Source organism: Streptomyces odonnellii, from assembly GCF_000981895.1.
GTDB lineage: Bacteria > Actinomycetota > Actinomycetes > Streptomycetales > Streptomycetaceae > Streptomyces > Streptomyces odonnellii.
Genome location: NZ_LATD01000165.1, coordinates 1 through 20701, shown reverse-complemented (window position 1 = coordinate 20701; position 20701 = coordinate 1). Strand labels below are relative to the sequence as shown.

16 protein-coding genes are annotated in these 20701 nt (G+C 72.7%); 7 read left to right on the top strand and 9 right to left on the bottom strand.

Annotated elements, in window-relative coordinates; translation table 11 throughout:
* Positions 1–350: 350 nt before the first annotated feature.
* From WH07_RS16700 to WH07_RS16685, 4 genes are all read left to right on the top strand, one after another.
* A complete protein-coding gene (locus tag WH07_RS16700) occupies positions 351–1787 on the top strand; it encodes a ParB/Srx family N-terminal domain-containing protein (protein WP_408645860.1) in 1437 nt (478 codons plus the stop codon).
* Positions 1788–2129: 342 nt separating this feature from the next.
* Positions 2130–3794, top strand: a complete 1665-nt coding sequence (gene abc-f / locus WH07_RS16695; protein ID WP_046500712.1) for a ribosomal protection-like ABC-F family protein — start codon at positions 2130–2132, stop codon at positions 3792–3794.
* A gap of 118 nt (positions 3795–3912) precedes the next feature.
* A complete protein-coding gene (locus tag WH07_RS16690) occupies positions 3913–5520 on the top strand; it encodes a hypothetical protein (protein WP_046500718.1) in 1608 nt (535 codons plus the stop codon).
* A gap of 250 nt (positions 5521–5770) precedes the next feature.
* Positions 5771–6595 carry a universal stress protein gene (locus WH07_RS16685; RefSeq protein WP_079023292.1) on the top strand — a complete coding sequence of 275 codons (825 nt, stop codon included), beginning with the start codon at positions 5771–5773 and terminating at the stop codon, positions 6593–6595.
* Positions 6596–6643: 48 nt separating this feature from the next.
* Here the strand turns inward: WH07_RS16685 and WH07_RS16680 are convergent, their stop codons facing one another.
* Together WH07_RS16680 and WH07_RS16675 are read right to left on the bottom strand one after the other, a co-directional pair.
* Complete coding sequence (locus WH07_RS16680) at positions 6644–7354, bottom strand: response regulator (protein WP_046500716.1); 711 nt, start codon at positions 7352–7354, stop codon at positions 6644–6646.
* A gap of 251 nt (positions 7355–7605) precedes the next feature.
* Positions 7606–8226 (bottom strand): DoxX family membrane protein, encoded by a 621-nt coding sequence (locus WH07_RS16675; RefSeq protein ID WP_046500710.1) that lies wholly within the window; start codon positions 8224–8226, stop codon positions 7606–7608.
* Between the two features lie 507 nt (positions 8227–8733).
* On the opposite strand from WH07_RS16675, the gene WH07_RS16670 reads away from it, so the two are divergent.
* Positions 8734–9465, top strand: a complete 732-nt coding sequence (locus WH07_RS16670) for a BON domain-containing protein (RefSeq protein WP_046500709.1) — start codon at positions 8734–8736, stop codon at positions 9463–9465.
* Between the two features lie 239 nt (positions 9466–9704).
* Positions 9705–10388: a response regulator transcription factor gene (locus WH07_RS16665; RefSeq protein WP_046500708.1), complete on the top strand. Its 684-nt coding sequence runs from the start codon at positions 9705–9707 to the stop codon at positions 10386–10388.
* Positions 10389–10410: 22 nt separating this feature from the next.
* Here WH07_RS16665 and WH07_RS16660 read toward each other — a convergent pair whose 3' ends face one another.
* The 6 genes from WH07_RS16660 to WH07_RS16635 all read right to left on the bottom strand — a co-directional run bounded on the left by WH07_RS16660 (position 10411) and on the right by WH07_RS16635 (position 18042).
* Positions 10411–12243, bottom strand: coding sequence for a GAF domain-containing sensor histidine kinase (locus WH07_RS16660; RefSeq protein WP_079023291.1), 1833 nt, complete (start codon positions 12241–12243; stop codon positions 10411–10413).
* A 122-nt stretch (positions 12244–12365) separates the two neighbouring features.
* Positions 12366–13367 carry a GNAT family N-acetyltransferase gene (locus WH07_RS16655; protein ID WP_052744435.1) on the bottom strand — a complete coding sequence of 334 codons (1002 nt, stop codon included), beginning with the start codon at positions 13365–13367 and terminating at the stop codon, positions 12366–12368.
* A gap of 332 nt (positions 13368–13699) precedes the next feature.
* Positions 13700–14383 carry an ABC transporter ATP-binding protein gene (locus WH07_RS16650; RefSeq protein ID WP_046500707.1) on the bottom strand — a complete coding sequence of 228 codons (684 nt, stop codon included), beginning with the start codon at positions 14381–14383 and terminating at the stop codon, positions 13700–13702.
* 159 nt (positions 14384–14542) lie between these two features.
* Complete coding sequence (locus WH07_RS16645; RefSeq protein ID WP_046500706.1) at positions 14543–15991, bottom strand: ABC transporter permease; 1449 nt, start codon at positions 15989–15991, stop codon at positions 14543–14545.
* Positions 15992–16175: 184 nt separating this feature from the next.
* On the bottom strand, positions 16176–17444 hold the full coding sequence (locus WH07_RS16640; protein ID WP_046500713.1) for a L,D-transpeptidase: 1269 nt from the start codon (positions 17442–17444) through the stop codon (positions 16176–16178).
* A 199-nt stretch (positions 17445–17643) separates the two neighbouring features.
* Positions 17644–18042 carry a hypothetical protein gene (locus WH07_RS16635; protein WP_079023290.1) on the bottom strand — a complete coding sequence of 133 codons (399 nt, stop codon included), beginning with the start codon at positions 18040–18042 and terminating at the stop codon, positions 17644–17646.
* A 109-nt stretch (positions 18043–18151) separates the two neighbouring features.
* Between WH07_RS16635 and WH07_RS16630 the strand changes: the two genes are divergently transcribed.
* Complete coding sequence (locus tag WH07_RS16630) at positions 18152–18466, top strand: hypothetical protein (protein WP_046500704.1); 315 nt, start codon at positions 18152–18154, stop codon at positions 18464–18466.
* Between the two features lie 99 nt (positions 18467–18565).
* Here the strand turns inward: WH07_RS16630 and hutH are convergent, their stop codons facing one another.
* The gene (gene hutH, locus WH07_RS16625; protein WP_079023289.1) at positions 18566–20113 is read right to left on the bottom strand and encodes a histidine ammonia-lyase; all 1548 of its coding nucleotides are present in this window, start codon (positions 20111–20113) and stop codon (positions 18566–18568) included.
* Positions 20114–20701: the final 588 nt, after the last annotated feature.

Below are 20701 nucleotides of genomic sequence, written 5' to 3'. Positions count from 1 at the left end.
GCTGACGGTCCTGCGGGGCGCCGCGCGCGGGTGAGCGAGGAGGCACCGGGGGCCCGGGCGGGGCCGGGGCGGACTGAAGCCGGTCCCGCCCGGTATGCCTCCGGACCCCGGGCCCCGCCCGGGCCCCGGTCGTGCCGTCGGCGTACTGACGTACCGTCAACCGCACCGGACGGCACCGGATCACACCGGACCGCACCACCACCGTTCACCTTCCCGACACCGCCGCGATATCCGGAAGCCGCCCCGGCGGTGCGGAAAAGGTGAGTGGATATGCGACGGCCCGGTGCGCCGACTGCCCGTGCGGCCAGGCACACCCAGAGACATATCCGTACGCGACATCTGGAGACCGTATGACCGGCTCACCCCGTACGCAGTCCCCGTCCCGGCAGTGGTCCCGGTCCCGGTCGCGCCGCGGCATGCGCGGGTTCGCCGCCGGGCTGGCCGTGGGCTCGCTGGCCCTGGGCGGGGTCGTCATGGGCGGCGGCCCGGCCGGTGCGGCGGGCAAGGCCGACTGCGCCCTCCCGAAGAGCGGCGCCAAGAACACCGCCACGAACGCCGCCCTCTGTGCCCAGCCAGGCGATCTGCTCGATGTGACGCTGGATCAGCTCATCCCCACCCAGCCCTCCGTCGGGTTCGACCAGATCTACTACAAGCTCGGCCGCTACAGCAGCCCCAAGGACGAGCAGAACGGCGACTTCAACAAGCGCTTCGACGACTGGTGCGAGACCAACGGTCAGGAGGAGGCGGACACCGTCGAGCCCGGCGCCCGCCTGTCCGACGCGTCGAGCTTCACCTGCACGGTCCCGCTCGGCGAGGAGACCGACGAGACGCGCGCGCAGATGAAGACCGTCGTCGTCGGCCCCGGCGGCAAGCTCTATCTGACCGACGGGCACCACACCCTGACGTCGTTCTTGGAGACCCCCGACGGCGGACCCGCCCTGCACATCCGGCTGCGCGTCACCGGCAATCTCAGCGACCTCTCCCCCGCCGCCTTCTGGCAGACCATGCAGGACCGGAAGTGGGTCTGGCTGCGCGACGAGAACAACCACCCCATCACCGTCGACCAGCTCCCCAGGCGCCTCGGCCTCGCCGACTTCCATGACGACCGCTACCGCAGCCTCGTCTACTTCACGCGCGACATCGGCTACCAGGCGCCCGACGACGCGGCCGAGTATCTGGAGTTCCTCTGGGGGACCTGGCTGCGGGACCGCGTGGACCTCGGTACGTACGACCTGAGCAGCCCCGCGTCCTATCTGGCCGCTGTCCGCAAGGCGTCCGAGGCCATGTCGGCGACGCCCGGCGACACCGTCATCGCCGACGGCCGCACCGCCGACGAGCTGGGCCGGATGGCCGAGTGGAACGACGGGAAGAAGCCGACCGGCGGCGAGTTCGGGAAGCTCAGCGCGCCGATCTCCGACGCGAAGCCCGGCAAACTGGCGTACGCGCTGGACTTCCGGAGCCGTGTCCCGGCCGCGCCCGCCTGTACGAACACGCTGACCGGCACCCACACCGGCCCGCTGGTCATCTCCGCCGGGGTCACCTGCCTCGACGGCACCCGGGTCACCGGGCCGATAGTGGTCCGCGCGGGCGCCGGGCTGGTCGCGAAGGGCGCGGACATCACCGGGCCGGTGCAGGCGGTCGGCGCGCGGGTCGTCGAACTGTGCGGGACATCGCTGACCGGGCCGCTGTCCGTCGTCGGCACGAAGGAACGGCTGACGCTGTCGGGCCCCGGCTGCACCCCGAACACGCTGAACGGGCCGGTCCAGCTCGTGGGCAACGCCTCGTAGCACGGTGCGCGCATGGGCAACGCCTCGCAGCCTTGCGCTCGTGGGCAGCGCCTCGTAGCACCGTGCGCATGGGCAACGCCTCGTAGCTCGCGCTCGTGGGCAACGCCTCGTAGCTCGCGCTCGTGGGCAACACCCCGTCGTAGCACCGTAGAAGAGCCGCCGGGAAATCGCCGGGCCGCCTCCGCGCGGCCCGGCTACACTCGGCGGCATGTTCAAGCACTACTACTTCCTGTGATTCCGGACCTGCTCCCCAGGTCCCCCGGAATCCAGCCCTGACCCGACGCGGCCCGCGCACACGCGGTGCCCGCGCGGCCGGGGCATGTCACCCGACAGGAAGTAGCGATGCGCGAGCGCGCCCAATTGGCGATGAAGGATGTTTCCAAGGCGTACGGCGACCGGTCTGTCCTCGACCAGGTGTCGCTGACCGTACGCCCCGGCGAGAAGGCCGGAGTCATCGGGGAGAACGGCTCCGGCAAGTCGACCCTGCTGCGGCTGCTGGCCGGGGCCGAGCGCCCGGACGGCGGTGAGGTCACGGTCCGCTCCCCCGGCGGTGTCGGCCATCTCGCCCAGACCCTCGACGAGACCCTCGGCCTCGGCCCCGCCCACACCGTCCAGGACGCCGTCGACGCGGCCCTCGCCGAACTGCGCGAGCTGGAACGCCGGCTGCGCGCCGCCGAGGCGGCGCTCGGCGAGGCCGGGGACACGGAACTGGCCGCGTACGGCGAGCTGTTGACGGTGTACGAGGAGCGCGGCGGCTATCAGGCCGACGCCCGGGTCGAGGCCGCGCTGCACGGGCTCGGGCTCGCCCGGATCGGCCGCGGCCGGCTCCTCCGCTCGCTCTCCGGCGGGGAGCAGTCCCGGCTCGCGCTGGCCTGCGTACTGGCGTCGGCGCCCGAACTGCTGCTGCTCGACGAACCCACCAACCATCTCGACCTCCAGGCCACCACCTGGCTGGAGGACCAGCTCCGGGCACACCGCGGGACGGTGGTGGCGGTCACCCACGACCGGGCGTTCCTGGAGCGGATCGCGACGACGATCCTGGAGGTGGACCGGGATAGGCGGGCGGTGACGCGGTACGGCGACGGCTGGCGCGGCTACCGTACGGCGAAGGCGGCGGCCCGCAACCGGTGGCGGCTGGACCACCTGGAGTGGGTGGCCGAGGTGGCCCGTACGGAGGAGCTCGTCGCGGCGGCGGGGCAGCGGCTGGCGAGCACGGGCAAGGACCCGCGCCAGGGTTTCGGCAAACACCGCCGCTCGCACGAGGCGAAGCTGTCGGGCCAGGTGAGGGCGGCGAGGGAGAGACTGTGGCGGCTGCGGCAGGAGCCGGTCCCGGCGCCACCGGAGCCGTTGCGGTTCCGGCCGACGCTGAGCGGTGTGCGGGGCTCGGCGGACGACGGCCTGGCGATCGCGCTGGACGATGTGGTGGTCGGAGACCGGCTGCACATCGCGCGTCTGCGGGTGCGCGCCGGTGATCGGCTGCTGGTCACCGGGGCCAACGGCGCGGGCAAGAGCACCCTTCTCCGGGTGCTGGCCGGGGAGTTGCGGCCGGACAGCGGTTCCGTGCGACGACCGGTGTCCAGCGGCTACCTGGCGCAGGAACTGCCCGCCGTGGCCTCCCGGTCGCCCCTGCTCACAGCCTTCGCGGCGGGGCGTCCCGGGATGCCTGAGGAGTACGCGGACGAACTGCTGGGCCTCGGTCTGTTCCGCGAGGACGACCTGACCGTGCCCGTCGCCGCGCTCTCGGTCGGCCAGCGGCGCAGGCTGGAACTGGCCCGGCTGGTGACCCGGCCCGCCGGGCTGCTGATCCTCGACGAGCCGACGAACCATCTCGCGCTGAGCCTGGTCGAGGAGCTGGAGGAGGCACTGCGGACGTACGAGGGCGCGGTAGTGGTGGTCTCCCACGACCGCCGTTTCCGCGCGGGCTTCACGGGCGGGCGGCTGGAGTTGCGCGCGGGCCGCGTCGTACAGGAAACCGCCGGAAGCCAGGGCGCTACCCGTACGGCCTAGTCTGGGGCGGATGGGGCGGATGTGGACCAGTGCGGAGACCGGCCGGGCGGAGATCTCGGCGCGGCCGGTCGGCGGCGCCGACGGCGAAAGCCGGGCGGCCGGCCGGGGCCGGTGGCTGGTGCCGGTCGTCGCGACCGGCGCCGCCGTACCGTTCTACGTCCTGTGGGCCGCCCTGCTCGCCACCGGTGGTGGTGATCTGGCGGCCCAGTTCGCCTGGGCCGGATTCGCGGCGCGGCATCCGGGCTCGGCGTACAACCTCGCCTGGTACGGAGGCACACACACCGCCAACTACAGCGTGCTGGCGCCGCCGCTCATGGCGCTGCTGGGCGTCAGAGCGGTGACCGTGGCGGCGGGGCTGGCCGGGACCTGGGTGCTCGGGATGCTGTTCGTACGGGCGGGGGCACGGCGGGTGCGGCGGCCGCTGTGGCCCGCGCTGCTCGGGGCGGCGGCGCTCTGGTGCAATGTCGCGTCGGGGCGGACGACGTTCGCGCTGGGGGTGGCGACAGGCCTGCTGGCCCTGCTGTGCGTCCAGGGCCGGCAGCGGCGTACGCGCCTCGTACGGGCCGCCGTCTGCGCCGCGCTCACCGCGCTGGCCAGCCCGGTCGCCGCGCTCTTCCTCGTCGTGGCGGGCGCGGCGTATCTGCTGGACCGGCGGTGGGCGAAGGGGGCGGCGCTGATCGTGCCGCCCTTCGTCGTCATAGCCGCGACAACCGTCCTCTTCCCCTTCCAGGGCGAACAGCCCATGAGCCCCGGCAAGTTGTGGATGCCGCTCGTCGCGAGTGCGGCGCTGTGCGCGGCGGCGCCGCGCGGCTGGCGCGTGGTGCGGTACGGCGCGGCCGTCTACGCCGTCGGGGTCGTCCTGACCTTTCTGGTCGCCTCGCCGATCGGTACGAATGTGGAGCGGCTGGTGGGGCTGGCGGGACCGCCGGTGCTGCTCGCGGCCCTGCTGACGCGCGCCCCGGGCGTGCTCGGCGTGTCTGCCGCGCTCGACGCGCTGAAGGCCCGGCCGCGGCGCGCGCTCCCGCATCTCGTCCTCGCCGCCGTCCTCGTCGTGAACACCAACTGGCTGGCCGACAAGACCGAGGACGACCTCGTCGTATCGAACACCGTGCCGTCGTGGGCCGCGCACACCGACGGGCTGGTCGCCGCCCTGGACCGGCTGGGGGCGGACCGTACCCGTGTCGAGGCCGTCCCCGCCCGCAACCACCGCGAGGCCGACCTCCTCGCCCCGTACATCACCATGGCCCGCGGCTGGAACCGTCAGCTCGACGTCGAGCGCGGGCGCCTCTTCTACGAGGGCCCCCTCACCGAGGCCCGCTACCGCGCCTGGCTGGACCGCTGGGCGGTGGGCTTCGTCGTACTGCACCACGGACAGCCGGACGGCCCGGCCGAGGCCGAAGCGGCGCTGGTCAGAAGCGGTCCGGAGTGGCTGGAGCGGGTGTACGAGGACGACGGCTGGACGGTCTACCGCGTACGGAACGCCGTCCCCCTGGTCTCCGCGCCCGCCTCGGTGGCCGGCGGCAGCGCGGCGGACCTGATGGTACGGATGCCGGAGGCCGGCTCGGTGACGGTGCGGATCGCCTACTCCCCCTGGCTCAGGGCACGCGGCGCATGTGTGGAACAGGCGGGCGAGTGGGTGCGCCTGACGGTCTCTGAGGCGGGCGACTACCGCCTGGAGTCGCCGTACCGCCTGCCCGGCGCGGGGGCGGGCTGCGCGCGGGGCTGACCGGCCGGGCGGGCTGGCGCGAGGGCCGGTCGCGGGTACGGGGTGCCGGTCGCCGGGCGCGGGGTGCGCGGGGTGTGCGGAGTGCCGGTCGCCGGGCGCGGGATGTGCGGGGTGCCGGGCGCCATGCGCGAGGGCCGGTCGCCGGGCGCGGGTGCCGGTCGGCCCCTGCCCCTCGTCCGGTCGCGGGCCGGACGCTGATGCCCATGACCGTCCGCAGGCCGGCCGGCAACAGCAGGAGAGGGGACAGCACATGCCAGAGCGCCATGTGGTTGTGGGGACCGACGGCTCGATCATCTCGACCCGCGCACAGGACGCGGCGGCCGAGGAGGCGGTCCGCCGGTCGGTTCCGCTGGAGATCGTCTACGCCGTTCCGGACCTGGACGCGGCCGGGCCGGTGCTGGCCACGGCCGCCGCCCGGGTCCGTGCCCACCATCCCGGTCTGAGTGTCCGGCTCGCCGCCGTCGACGCCGGTCCCGCGGAGGCGCTGGCGAGGAAGGGCAGGCGGGCGGCGCTGACCGTGGTCGGCACCCGCGCCCTGGGCGGCCTCGCCGCGCTGGCCTCGCGGTCGGTGGCGCGCCGGCTGATGGAGCGTATCCACTGCCCGCTGCTGGTCGTCGGCGCGGGCCATCTCCCGTACCACACCGGGACGGGGGACGTACTGCTCGCCATCGAGACGGACTCGGACGCGGAGGCGACGGTCTACGCCGACGAGGAAGCCGTACGCCGGGGCACGCGCGTACGGTTCGTCCACACGCCGCTCTACCGGCTCCCCGTACCGCCGGGACCGTGTCCTCCGGCCGCCCTGCGGGCCCCGGGCGGCGCGGACCTGCCGACGGGAACGGCGGCGCCCACGCGGGAAGCCGCCAGGCGGCGGGACCGGACGGCTCCCCGGCTCTCCCTGGACGAGCTGATCGCCGCCACCGCGGACGCGGGTGTCGTCGTCATCGCCCATCACCGGCACGGCAGCGGGGGTGTCCGGCACGAACAGACGGCGCACGCCCTGCTGCACCGCTCCCGCTGCCCGGTGCTGGTCGTTCCCTCGGACCTCGGCACGCGTCGCGGCGGCGGTCTCTGAGCGGATGCGTGGCGGCCGGCGCGTTCCCCGCGCCGGCCGTGGCGCGGCTCAGTGCCGGGCGCCGCCCTCGTCACCGGAAGGGTCCTGCGGGACGGCACGTGTCGCCAGGACCGCCGCCTGCACACGGCGTTCCACACCGAGCTTGGCCAGCAGGCGGGAGATGTTGTTCTTGACCGTCTTCTCCGAGAGATAGAGCCGCTTGCCGATCTGAGCGTTGGTCAGGCCCTTGCCGATCAGGGCGAGGATCTCGTGCTGGCGCGGAGAGAGGCCGTCCAGCGGTCCCGGTCCGGTCTCCGGCGCGGACTCCTCCCCGCGCAGGCTGTTCATCAGGCGTGTCGTGGTGGCCGGGTCGAGCATCGACTGGCCGGAGGCGACCGTACGGACCGCGGAGACGAGATCGGACCCCTTGATCTCCTTGAGCACATAGCCCGCGGCTCCGGCCATGATCGCGTCGAGGAGCGCGTCGTCGTCGTCGAACGAGGTGAGCATCAGACACGCCAGCCCGGGCATCGCCGACCGCAGCTCCCGGCAGACCGTGATGCCGTCGCCGTCCGGCAGCCGTACGTCGAGGACGGCGACGTCGGGGCGCAGCGCCGGGCCCCTGACCAGGGCCTGTTCAGCCGTTCCGGCCTCGCCGACGACCTCGATACCGGGCTCGGCGTCGAGCAGATCGCGTACCCCGCGCCGTACCACCTCGTGATCGTCGAGCAGCAGTACCCGGATCGGCCGCTGCCGCGCGGATTCCCGGTCGTCGGTCATCTTCGTCCTCCAGGGTTCATCGGGGCACTCCGGCCGGTCGCTCGCCTGCTCCATCCTGGCCGGTGCCTCTCCGCCCGTACCAGGGCCGGACGGCCCTGCCGCAGGGATCTGACGTACGGTCATGCGCCGTGCCGTCGGCGCACGTTCGCGGAACGTTCCGCGGTGTACGTGCGTGGACTCCGCAGGCGGTACGGCGCGAACGACGGGCGGCCGGGGTGCGGTGAGGCACCCCGGCCGGCTCCGCCGACGGTTCAGACGAGCCAGCGGTGGCGCCGTACGAAGGGCAGTTCCTGCCAGACCCCGCCGAGCCCCCAGGTGCGGCCCGCGGCGGCGACGGCGAGGACGATCATGATGACCGCGTACATGACGTGGTAGTCCACGACCGGGTTCGACGACATGCTGGGCGATCCGTCGGTGAGGTGCCGGGCCAACGGCCACTCCGCGGCCCACATCAGGGCCATCATCACGGTGCCCGCGGCGGCGGCGAGACGCAGCGCGACGCCGGAGGTGAGGGCGAGGCCGATACCGAGCATGCCCAGCATGAACAGCCAGTCGGCCCAGGCGTCCCCGGCCCAGGAGTTGAAGGCCGACTGGAACGGTCCGACGGCGACACCGCCGAGGAAGCCCTTGGTGGGTGAACCGCCGTCGATCCAGGCTCCGGAGGACCGAGTCGCGTAACCCCAGCCGAAGGCCTTGTCGAAGAACGCCCAGAGGAAGACGAATCCGATCAGGATGCGGGCCGTGGCGGCGACTTGGGCGAGCCGCCCCGTCACCGCCTCGGAACGGGCGCCGTCGGCCGGCACGACCGCCGTGGCCTTCCGCGACGGGGAGAGGCGGAACCTGTTGTGGCGGGGCGTCTGGTGAACTGCCATGTCTGTCATCCCTTTCCGGGGACGGGAGCGGTGTCCGGTGCCGTGTCGCGGTGCTGTTGTGTTCGGCGTAAGCCGCTGTGTCGCGGCTTCAGTGGCTGTGTCGCGGTTGTTGCTGTCGGTGTCGCGGTGTCGGTCGCGGTGTCGGTGTCGCGGCTTCAGTCGTTGTGTCGTGGTGTCGGTCGCTGTTGTCGCGGCTTCAATCTCCCGCTGCCGGGGGCGGCGCCGCTGCGGCCCGACGGCCCTGCCCGGTGGGCCGAACGGCACTGGAGCGAAGGCCTGTTGGGGCGGGCGGGCCCGGGACGGCCGGCGGAACCGTGGCCGTACGCCGGAGCCGCGTCCCGCGGACGGTGCGCGACGCGGGCCGATCAAGGCCGATCGGCCCGTCCCCGTGTCCCGGCGGTCCCTGGAACCGGACGGCCGGGGCGTCGGAGCCTGGAGCCGGACCCCGGCCCCCCGCCGGAGCGGGGCGCGCCGACCACGCCCGACTGCGCAGAAGGAGAGGACACGATGAAGCACACCAAGGTGGGCACCGTGATGACGAACGAGGTCGTCACCGCCGCGCCCGGCACCTCGTTCAAGGAGATCGCCCGGCTGCTCGCGGTCCATCGCGTCGGCGGGCTCCCGGTGCTCGATGACGACGACAAGGTCGTCGGTGTGGTCTCCGGTACCGATCTCCTCCGCACGGCCGGCCGGACCGCGCCCGCCGGCCGCGCGAACCGCCTGCGCGCCCGGCTGAACCGGCTCGTCCAGGGCCGTCGCGGCACCGGGCAGCCCCCGGCCCGGCACGCCGGGACCCTGATGTCGAGCCCGGCGGTCACGGTGCGCGCCGAGAGCACCATCGCGGACGCGGCGCGGACCATGGCGCGGCGCGGAATCGAGCGGCTGCCGGTGGTGGACGAGGAGGACCGTCTCGTCGGCATCGTCACCCGGCGCGATCTGCTCCAGGTCTTCCTCCGCCCCGACGAGGAGATCAGGCGCACGGTTCTGGAGGAGGTGATCGACGGCACGCCGTGGCTGGCGCCGCGGTCCGTCGCGGTGGAGGTGCGGGACGGTGTGGTCACGCTCGCGGGCCAGGTGGAGCGGCTGAGCGAGAAACCGGTCGCGCTGCGCATGACGAGCCGGATCGACGGTGTGGTGGCGGTCGTCGACCGGCTCACCCACCGTGTGGACGACACACGTCTGCGCCCGTCGGGATGGGTTCCGCGCGAAGCCGGCGGCACATGGCTCCGCGAGTTCTGAGGGAGTGGTCCGGCGCCGTCGCCCGGGCCGGTGCCCGTCTCGGGTCCCTACGGGGAGCCGGGGGAGCCGGGCGGCAGGGCCTTCCGGGGGTGCCGGCGGGGGCCGGAGAGAAGAGCCGTCCGGCCCTCGCGCCGGACCGGCATGGGCCCGTACGGCCCTGGTGTCCCCCGGCGCCGGGACGGGAGGATCGCCGGACGACCGGTCACCCGGAACGGACCCCACCCGGAGCAGGGAATCCCATGAGCGCAGCCCGTACCTTCTCGTCGCGGCATCCCATACGGGTGGTCCTCGTCGACGGCCAGGCGGAGGTCAGGCACGCGCTCGGCGAGGTCCTCCACGCCGAACCCGACATCCGCGTCGTCGGCCACGCCGGCTCCGCGGGCGAGGCACTGGCCACGGTCCCGTCGCCGCCCCCCGATGTCGCGGTGCTGGACGTTCCGGTGCCCGATGCCGACGACATCGCGGCCTGCCGCGAGCTGCGGTCGGGAACGCCGGGTCTGGCCTGGCTGATGCTCACCTCGTTCGACGACGAGGCGGCGCTGCTCAACGCCGTCCTGGCGGGCGCCTCCGGTTATGTGCTCAAGCAGATCAAGGACTCCGCGCTCGTCTCCGCCGTCCGTGCCGTCGCCTCGGGCCGGTCGCTGCTCGACCCGGAGGCGGTCGCCCGGCTGCTGGGCGGTCCCCTGCACGGCCGGCCGCGGGCCGGGCCGGGGGCGCGGGCCCCGGCCCTGCTCTCCCCGGGGGAGCGGCACATGCTGACGCTACTCGGAGACGGACTCACCGACCGTCAGTTGGGGCAGCGGCTCTTTCTCGCCGAGAAGACCGTCAGGCACCGGATCTCCGGTCTGCTGCCGAAACTCGGGGTGCGGCAGGGTGTACGGACACCGGTGACCGCCGTACGACCGGACACACGGCTGCCCTGAGGAACGGGGCGCCGGCACCGGCTCAGCCCCGGCCCCTCTCACCGGGCTCCGCCGCGACCGCCGTGCCGGCCGCGTCCGCCACGTCCGCCGCCTCCGTCCCAGCAACCGCCGCGCCCGCCGTCCCCGTCGCATCCGTCGCGTCCGTCGGCAGCGGAACGCGCCAGACCAGACGGGAGCCGCCTCCCGGCGGGGCGTCGTGGACGAACGTGCCGCCCAGCGCGGCACTCCGCTCCTTGATGTTCCTCAGCCCGCTGCGCGGGGCGTCCGGCCCGAATCCCACACCGTCGTCCGTGACCGTCAGGGTCAGTTCCCCGGCCGCCACGACCAGGCGCACATCGACGGCCTTCGCCCGGGCGTGCCGCGCGACATTGCTCAGCGCCTCCACCACCACCGCGATCAGGTGGTCGGCGATCGGGGCGGGTACGTCCGTGTCGACCAGCCCCTCCGTACGGACGGCGGGGCTGAAGCCCAGCGAGGCCGCCGCCGCCTCGGCCGAGACCGCCAGCCGTGCTCGTACCCCGTGGCCCGTCCGGCGGGTCTCCTGGGTGCGGAGTCCGAAGATCGTCGAACGGATGATCTTGATCGTGTCGTCCAGGTCGTCGACCGCGCGTTCCAGGCGTTCCACCGCCTGCGGGTGCTGGACGAACCTCTGGGTGCTCTGGAGGGTCATCCCCGTCGCGAACAGCCGCTGAATGGCGAGATCGTGAAGGTCACGGGCGATCCGGTCGCGGTCCTCCAGGAGAGCTATCTGCTCGGCGGCGCTGCGGCGTTCGGCCAGTTCCATGGCGAGCGCCGCCTGTCCGGCGAAACCGAGGAGCGGAACCGTCTGGCCCGCCCCGAAGGCGGGCCGCCCCGCGGCGCGAGCGAGCAGGAGCGTACCGCGCACACCGCCGGGACCGCCCATCGGCACCGCCACCGCGGGACCCAGCCCCGACCAGCCGGAACCCCCGCCGAAGGCCCTCGGATCACTGGCTATGTCACCGCTGACGACGGGCTCCGCGGCGGAGAACGCCGCCCCGATGAAACCGTCGCCGACCGCCACCCGGAGCCCCTTGTACGCCTCGGCGTCCGGCCCCACCGCGAGTACGGTGCGGAGTTCGCCCGTGCCCTCGGCCGGCAGGGCCACCAGACCGAGGTCCGCCGGCACGATCTGCCGTGCCCGCTCAATGATCAGTTCGAGCACCTGGGCACGCGGACCCCCCGACAGCAGACTGCTCGTCACCTCGGCGCTGGCCGCGAGCCACTGCTCACGGAGGCGCGCCTCCTCGTACAGCCGCGCGTTCTCGATGGCGACGCCCGCCGCCACAGCGAGCGTGGAGAGGACGGACTCGTCCTCCGCGTCGAACTCGTCGGCGCCGCGCTTCTCGGTCAGATACAGATTCCCGAAGACCTCGTCACGCACCCGGATGGGAACACCCAGGAAGGAGCGCATCGGCGGATGGCCGGCGGGAAATCCGTACGAGGAGGGATGGCCGGACAGCTCCGCCAGCCGCAGCGGCTGGGGATGGCGGATCAGCTCCCCCAGCAGCCCGTGCCCGCTGGGCAGCGGACCGATCCGGGACCTCAGCTCGTCGTCGATGCCCACCGTCAGGAACTCCGAGAGCCGGTCGTCCTCGCCGATCACGCCCAGCGCGCCGTACTCGGCGTCCACCAGCACGGCGGCGGCCTCGACGATGCCCCGCAGCACCTGGGCCAGATCCAGCTCGCGCCCCACCGAGAGCACCGCTTCCAGAAGACCGTGCACCCGGTCGCGCGTATTGCGCACGGCGTCGATGCGGATCTGGAGTTCTTCCAGCAGTTCGTCCAGGCGCAGCCGTGGAAGATGCTCTGCCGCGTCCTTCCGTCCCGGTTCCACAGGTGCCCTCCACAGCCCTCGCGACCGCCTTCACGGCCGGCCGGCGGGCAGGCCCTGGGCCCACGATAGAGGCCGGTCGAACACGCACCCGGGCATATGCCGGAACCCGCCGACCCGCTTCTCTACAGCTTCGTCCGGAAGATCCCCGCCGGGCGCTCGCGTCTGTATCCCAGCGCCTCGTTCACCGCCAGCATCGACACGTTGTCGTCGGCGACCGTCGTACTGATCTCCCGTACGCCCGGGTGCAGTTCACGCAGTCTGGCCAGCAGATGGCGTTTGACTGCGCGGCCCAGGCCCAGGCCGCGGCGGGCCGGGACGACCACCGTGTCGTACTGGACCGCGCGGGTGTCGGCCGGGTCGCTCAGGACCACCTCGGTGTACGCGACGACCGCGTCGCCGTCCGTGGTGTCGAGGACAGCGGCGGTGAGGATGACCCCGCCGCGCTCCTCGATCACCCGGGCGGCCGCCCGTACGCGTGCCACATCCGGGCCCGCCGTCTGCAATCCGGCCCCGGACCCGGATCCCGGACCCGTCAGCGGCACGTCCCGTACGGTGGCGTGGGCCCGTGCGAACGACTCGGCCGGGCCGTCCGGGACCGCGCCCGACCAGTCGGTGAAGCGGAAGCCCGCGGGCAGGACCGGGCACGGGGTGCCGTCCACCGCCTGCCGGACGCGCAGCACGTACCAGCCGAGCGGCAGCACCTTGGTGAAGCCGAGACTGTCGACGAACGCCTCGCCCGCGCCGCCGAGTTCGAGCACGGTCGAGACCGAGGTGCGTCCGTGCGCCAGGAGCCGGTCGCGTACGGCGGCCCACAGCTCGGCGCCGACCCCGCGCCGCCGGGCGTCCGGCCGTACCACCAGCACTTCGAGGAAGGCCGTGTCCCGCTGCTCGCGCCCGGTGAGCAGGAGCAGCGAGGCGACACCTTCGTACGAGCCGTCCTCGGCCACCGAGGCGAGGTGGACATGGCGCCCGCCCAGCGGCGGGATCCGCAGCCTGCCCGCGGTCTCGGCCCTGCTGGGCTCGGGTGCCGAGGCCGGCAGATCGAGGACGTGGGCCGCGCTGACCACCGCGTGCCAGGCGGCTGTCTCGGCGTCCGAGGGCGGGCTTCCCAGAGTGATCAGCATGGCTGGAACCTAGGGCCTCTCGTTTGGGTCTGGCTGGGCTCGCGGGCCCCGGCACCGCGCCTCGCCGCGTTGTCGTCGGTCGCCTACTCCCCCACAGCCTTAAGGGCGTGGGAGGTACCCCCTCCGCGTGGGCTCCCTCCTCCGCCTTGCGATCCACGGCACCAGACCCCGCTCCCTGATCCAGCCAGACCCAAACGAAAGACCCTAGCGTGCGAGGAGGGCGACGCCCCGGCAGGGCGGGCGTCCGGGCGGAGCGGGGTGCCCGCGCCCCGACGACACGAGCGCCCCGCCGGCGGCCCCGGCATCCCACGGCCTGCCCCGGAAGGTGCGGCTCAGGCGGCCGCGTTCTCGGTGACCGTGACCCGTCCCTTGCGGATCGTGGCGAGCCGTGGGGCCCGGCGGGCGATCGAGCTGTCGTGAGTGACCATGATGAAGGTCAGGCCGTGCTCTTTCCAGAGTCCCTCCAGCAGTTCCATGATCTCGTCACGCATCGACTCGTCGAGATTTCCCGTGGGTTCATCGGCCAGCAGCACCTTCGGCCGCTTGACGAGCGCGCGGGCGATCGCCACGCGCTGCTGCTGCCCGCCGGAGAGTTCGCCGGGCACATGGCCGAGCCGCTCGCCGAGACCGACGGAGTCCAGCGCCTCGGCGGCCCGCTCGCGCCGGGCGGCGCCCTTGAGGCCGAGGGGCACGAGGGCCGTCTCGACGTTCTCCTGCGCGGTGAGGGTGGGGATGAGGTTGAAGCTCTGGAAGACGAAGCCGATGTTCTCGGCGCGGACCTTGGTGAGCCGGGCCTCGGGCAGGGACGCGAGGTCGACCCCGTCGAACTCGACGGTCCCGCTGGTCGGGCGGTCGAGCCCGCCGAGCATCTGGAGGAGGGTGGACTTGCCGCCGCCGGTGGGGCCCTGGATGACGAGCCGGCCGCCGTCCTCGATGGTCAGATCGACGCCCGCGAGCGCGTCGACGGTCTTCTTGCCGCGCTGATAGCGCTTGGTGACGCCGCTGAGCTGGTACACGGTTCAACTCCTGCTGTACGGAACGGTGGTACGGGACTGCTGATACGGGACTGCTGATACGGGACTGCCGGTACGGGACTGCCGGTAGCGGGATTCCCGCCGCCCTGGTGGGACGGGGGCGGACCTGGGCGCGAACGGGCCGGGCGGGAGCGGCTGCGGTCACTCGACGCGGCGCAGCGCGTCCGCCGGCCGCAGCCGGGCCGCGCGCCAGCCGCCGAAGCCGCCCGCGATCAGCCCGCCCGCCACGGCGAGCCCCACGGCGACCGCGAGAGTGGCCAGGGAGACCGGCGCGGTGAGGGCGATGTCGAGCGCCTTGCCGGCGCCCTGCCGCACGGGACCGCCACCGCCGCCACCGATCGCGACCATGCCGCCCCGGGCGCCGCCGCCCGCGCCGCCGCCGAGCTGCGCGGTGAGGGTCGGGCTGATGGCCGTGACCAGATACGCGCCGCCGAGGCCCAGGGCGATCCCGAGCGCGCCGCCGAGCAGACCGTTGACCAGTGCCTCGCCGACCACCTGGCGGGTCACCCGGCCGCTCTTCCAGCCGAGCGCCTTGAGCGTGCCGAACTCCCGTACCCGGCGGCTGACCGCCGAGGACGTGAGCAGACCGGCCACCAGGAACGCCGCGATCAGTACGGCGATGGAGAGCCACTTGCCGACGGTGGTGGCCAGATCGGAGGCGGTGGACAGGGAGCCGGAGACGGTGTCCGCGAGATCGGCGGAGGTGGTGACGGTGGTGTCCGGGATGTTCTTCTGGATGGCGGCCTTGACGCTGTCGATCTGCTGCGAGTCGGCGGCCTTCACATAGACGGTGGTGACCTTGTCCTTGGCGTCGGCCAGGGTCTGGGCCTTCTTCAGCGGGATGTAGAGATTGGCGGCGGCGTCGCCGCTGTCGGCGGTGGCGACGCCGATGATGGTGAACTTCGTGCCGGATATGGTCACGGTCTTGCCGGTCCCGAGGCCCTTCTCCTTGGCGTACGCGCTGTCGACGACGGCGACCGCGGCATCGGCCTCGGAGCTGTTGAACGTACGGCCCGAAGTGATCCTGGAGGAGGTCAGCGGGCCGAGGGCGGGCGCGGTGACATCGGTCCCGTACACCGAGTAGGTGTTGACGTCGAACGCGGCGCCGCCGCCCTCGACCCTGCCACCGCCACCGCCTCCGCCGGAACCGGTCTTGCCGCCGCCGGGGGGCGCGGTGAACTCGCCGGGCTTGAACTCGCCGTTGACCTTGAGCACGGTCAGGCTCAGCCCGCCGACGGCGTCGGCGACCCCCTCCTGGTCGCCGACCTGCGCGACGGTCGAGGACGCCAGCGTCTGGAAGCCCTGGACCAGCACCCGGTCGCTGCTCTGCTCGTCGTCGCCCTTCGCGTCGAACTCGAAGCGGCGCTTGCCCTGGCCCTCTTCGCCGGGCGGGGGCGCGGCCTTGGTGACGGTCATGTCGGTGCCCAGGCCGTACAGCGACTGGAGGACCTTGTCCTGCGCTTGGCTCATTCCCGAGGAGACGGAGCTGACGACGATCACCAGCGCGATGCCCAGGGCGAGCCCCGAGGCGACGACGAGCGCCGCCTTTCTGCGACGGCGCAGCTCGCGCCGGAGATAGGTGAAGAACATGGGCCGAAGCTAGGCAGCGGGCGTGATGAAGTGTTGAGGCCCCGGTGAGAGCTGGATGAGAACGGTGCCGGATCGGGGCGGGAACGCGCACGGCGGCGGCACCGGGAGGGTGCCGCCGCCGTGGAGCGTACGGACGTACGAGGCGGGCCGGGCCGGGATACGGGCCGGGCTCCGCCGGGCCGGATCAGACCGCGGAACCGGCCTGCCAGTCGGCCCAGTTGAGGTTCCAGCCATTGAGACCGTTGTCGGGCTTGATGGTCTTGTCCGGGGAGTTCTTGACGACGACCACATCGCCGATCAGCGAATTGTTGTAGAACCACGCCGCCGGCTGGTTCGGGTCGCCCGCGCCCTTCACATCCGCCAGACCCACACAGCCGTGGCTGGTGTTGACGGAGCCGAAGATCGACTTGGCACCCCAGTAGTTGCCGTGGATGAAGGTGCCCGAGGTGGACAGGCGCATGGCGTGCGGGACGTCCTTGATGTCGTACTCGCCCTTGCCGTCGTCGTCCGTGAAGCCGACCGTCGCGCCGTTCATCCGGGTCTCCTTGAACTTCTCGGAGATCACCATCTGCCCGTTGTACGTCGGGTTCTCGGGGGAGCCGGAGGAGATCGGGATGGTCTTGATCGTCTGGCCGTCCCGGGTGACCGTCATCGTCTTGCTCTGGGCGTCGACGGTGCTGACCTGGTTGCGGCCGATCGAGAAGGTGACCGTCTTCTGCTGCACCCCGAAGACGCCCGGGGCACCCTCGACGCCGTCCAGGTCCAGCTTGAGGGTGACGGTCGAGTTGCCCTCCCAGTACTGCTCGGGGCGGAAGTCGAGCCGCTGCGAGTTGAACCAGTGGCCGACGACCTCCTGGCCGCTGCTGGAGGTGACCGTGATCCCCTCCTGCACGGCCTTCTGGTCGCTGATCGCCTTGTCGAAGTTGATCGAGACGGGCATGCCGACGCCGACCGTGGAGCCGTCCTCGGGGGTGAAGTTCCCGATGAAGCTGTTGGAGGGCGAGACTGTGGTGAAGGACGAGTTCTCATGGGCGGCGCGGCCCTTGGCGTCCTTCGCCGACGCGGTGATCTTGTACGTGGTGGAGCGGTCGAGCTGGCCGTCGGGCTGCCAGCTCGTGGAGTCGTCGGACATCGTGCCGGGGACGTCGGTGCCGTCCGCGGTGGTCATGGTGACTTCGGTCAGGGTGCCCTTGGTGACGGTGACCTTGGCGTCGTTGTTGATGCCGACGTTCGTGGCGCCGTTCTTCGGCGAGATGGCTATCTGGGCCTCGGAGGTGTCCTTGGCCGCCGCCTCGTCCACCTGGGCCTGCGACGACGGAGTCTTCGTGCTGTCGGCGGAGGCGTCGTCCGCGCCCTCGCTACATGCCGAAAGCACCAGTACCCCGCCGAGCACCGCGGACGCGACCACGAGGCCCCTGCGCCGCTTGCTGTCCGTCATCACACGCTTCTCCATCATCGCCGCTAACCCTGCCGGTATCCATTAAGAACTGCTGTACCGGTTCGTCCGGTTCCACTTCAACCGAGATGTGGCGCACACCACTCGCCGTACCGTACGGAACCCGCCGTACCGCGTGACCGGTCGCACGGCATGGACGAGCCCCGGCCCGTCGGCTGACGCGGACCGGGGCTTACCAGGGTGACACGCTCTCGCGCTAGCCCCGACCAGCTCGGACTTCCTCCTCTTCTTCCTCACGATCCCCGTCGCCGTCCTCGGCGGCGATGTCGTCGTCGTCATCGTCGTCGGCGGCGCTCTCGAGGTCCCACTCCACGGAGTCCGGGTCGTAGTCGATCTGCTCGCTGCTCCACGAGGCCTGGGCGAGCTGGACCCCGGGGACGCTCCTGACCAGGTCGAACGGCTCCACGAGATACGCGATGGCCTCGGCCTCGTCCTCCTGTACCGCCGACTCCGCGTGGGAGCGCTCGTCGTCCGGCATGAACTCGTCGGCGCCGATACGGCCGAGGGCGGTGGCGCTCAGTTTCTCGGGGTCGTCGACCTCAAGCACCAATTCCACCCGAAGCCGTACATACCGTGATGTTTCTGTAGTGGTCATACGACGGAGGGTAGAGCGCGGAACCCTCTCGACTTTCCCGCGACCCGCTGCTTTCACTAGCATCGGCGCACCCAGCCAATTCGGCGTTGTCACAAGGGGGATCGATTCCGTGTCCGTCGTACGCCGACCGCTGTTCACCGCCATCGCCGCCGGGGCGCTGCTCTGTGCTCTGTGGTTCGTTCCTTCCGCGAACGCCACGGATGACCGGAGCGGCCCGGCGCAGGTGTCGGAGCGGACCGTGCACAGCCTCTCCTCCGGGGAGTCCGACGAGGACTCCGCGGCCGCGGAAAGCCCGCGGCAGCTCGCCCTCGCCGATCCGGGCGGTGTGGATGCCACGCCGTATCTGTTCGGGGGGTCCGCGATCCTCGGGATCGTCGCCGGGCTCGTCGTGCACTCGGTGCGCAGAGGCAACAGGGCGCTGTAAGGCGCCGCCGTACGAGTACGAGGGGGCCGCCCGGCACAGTCCGGGCGGCCCCCTCCGTCGTACGTCCGCGCTCCCCTCCGTGGTACGCCCGCGCTCGGTTCAGGCCAGCGGGCCGGTCACCGTCTCGACCGCTTCGATCAGCGCGCCCTCGCGTACGAAGGCGTCGGCGGCGGCGAGGTCGGGTGCGAGGAAGCGGTCCGGGCCGGGGCCCTGGACCCCCGCGTCGCGCAGGGCGCCGATGGCGGCGACGGAGGCGGGCGCGGGCGTCAGACCGTCCCGCAGCTCGATGGCGCGCGTCGCCGCGTACAGCTCCACGGCGATGATCCTGGTCAGATGGCCGACGGCGGTACGGAGCTTGCGCGCGGCCGACCAGCCCATGGAGACATGGTCCTCCTGCATCGCGGAGGACGGGATCGAGTCGACCGACGCGGGCACCGCCAGCCGCTTCATCTCGCTGACCAGGGCGGCCTGGGTGTACTGGGCGATCATCAGGCCCGAGTCGACACCGGGGTCCTCGGCGAGGAACGGCGGCAGGCCGTGCGAGCGGTTCTTGTCGAGGAGCCGGTCCGTACGGCGCTCCGCGATGGAGCCGAGGTCGGCGGCGGCGATCGCCAGGAAGTCCAGGACGTACGCGACGGGGGCGCCATGGAAGTTGCCGTTGGACTCGACGCGGCCGTCGGGCAGGACGACGGGATTGTCGACCGCGGAGGCCAGTTCGCGTCCGGCGACCACGCCCGCGTACTCCAGGGTGTCCCGGCCGGCGCCCGCGACCTGGGGGGCGCAGCGTACGGAGTAGGCGTCCTGGACGCGCGGGGCCTCGTCCTCCTGGAAGTGCCCGGTGAGCCCGGACCCGGCGAGGACCCGCAGCATATTGGCGGCGCTGACGCCCTGGCCGGGGTGCGGACGGATGGCGTGCAGCTCGGGCGCGAGGACCTTGGCCGTGCCGAGCAGGGCCTCCAGGCTGAGGGCGGCGGTGATGTCGGCAGAGATGTAGAGGCGGCGCAGATCGTCGATGGCCATGACCAGCATGCCGAGCATGCCGTCGGTGCCGTTGAGCAGGGCGAGCCCTTCCTTCTCGCGCAGTTCGACGGGGGCGATGCCGTGCGCGGCGAGCAGTCCGGCGGCCGGGGCGACGGTGCCGTCGGGGCCCTCGGCGTCGCCCTCGCCCATGAGCGTCAGCGCGCAGTGCGAGAGCGGCGCGAGGTCGCCGGAGCAGCCGAGGGAGCCGAACTCGTGGACGACGGGGGTGATCCCGGCGTTCAGCACGGCGGCCATGGTGCGGGCGACTTCGGGGCGTACGCCGGTCCGCCCCGACGCGAGGGTCTTGAGCCGCAGGAACATCAGCGCGCGCACGACCTCCCGCTCGACGCGGGGGCCCATGCCGGCGGCGTGCGACCGTACGATGTTGCGCTGCAACCGCGCCCGCAGGTCCTGCCCGATGTGCCGGGTGGCCAGCGCGCCGAACCCGGTGGAGACGCCGTACACGGGCTCGGGCTTGGCGGCGAGCGCGTCCACGACGTCCCGGGCCTCGGCCATGGCCCGCAGGGCGTCCCCGGAAAGCTCGACGGGGGCGCGGTGGCGGGCGACGGCGATGACATCCGCGGCGGTGGCGCCGGCGGTCCCCACCACGACAGTGTGCATATCCATATTCAGAACCCTACGGACTGAATCCGTCCATGTCACGAGGCAGCCCGCCGCCTCGTCCCGCCCGGACAGGACCTAGGCCCCGGCCGGGGTCGCTGCCGGGGTCCGGATCGTGGTGGCGAGGAGTGTCAGTCCGGGTGGTAGACGACCAGCGTCTGGCCCGCCGTACCGGCGACGCGCATGGTCTTGGGTGGTGGGCGGGCCGGAGGGCATTGTCCGGCGGCCCGTGCCCGCGGGGGAGCCGGTGTGGGACCTGGCCACGGCCCGGGCGCCGGGGGTGGACGGTTCCGTCCTCAATCGCCGGACGGGCTTGGTTTTGCCGGCCCGGCGCCGACAGGGCCTCCGGCACCGGGGGTGCCCGTTCCGTCCTCAAACGCCGGACGGGCTGGAATGTGCCGGCCGGCACCGGGGTCCTGCGTGGTGGGTGCGGGTGCCGGGGCCTCCGGAGGCACGTATCCGGACTGCTATCCTCACCGCGCTTCGCGCGAGCTGCGACGCTTTACGTCCGGACACGCACCTCCTACGACCCCGACCCCCTCCCGCCGACGCTCGGCTGCCGCCCAGGGGGCGGGGTTGTGGGCGGTGCGTGTC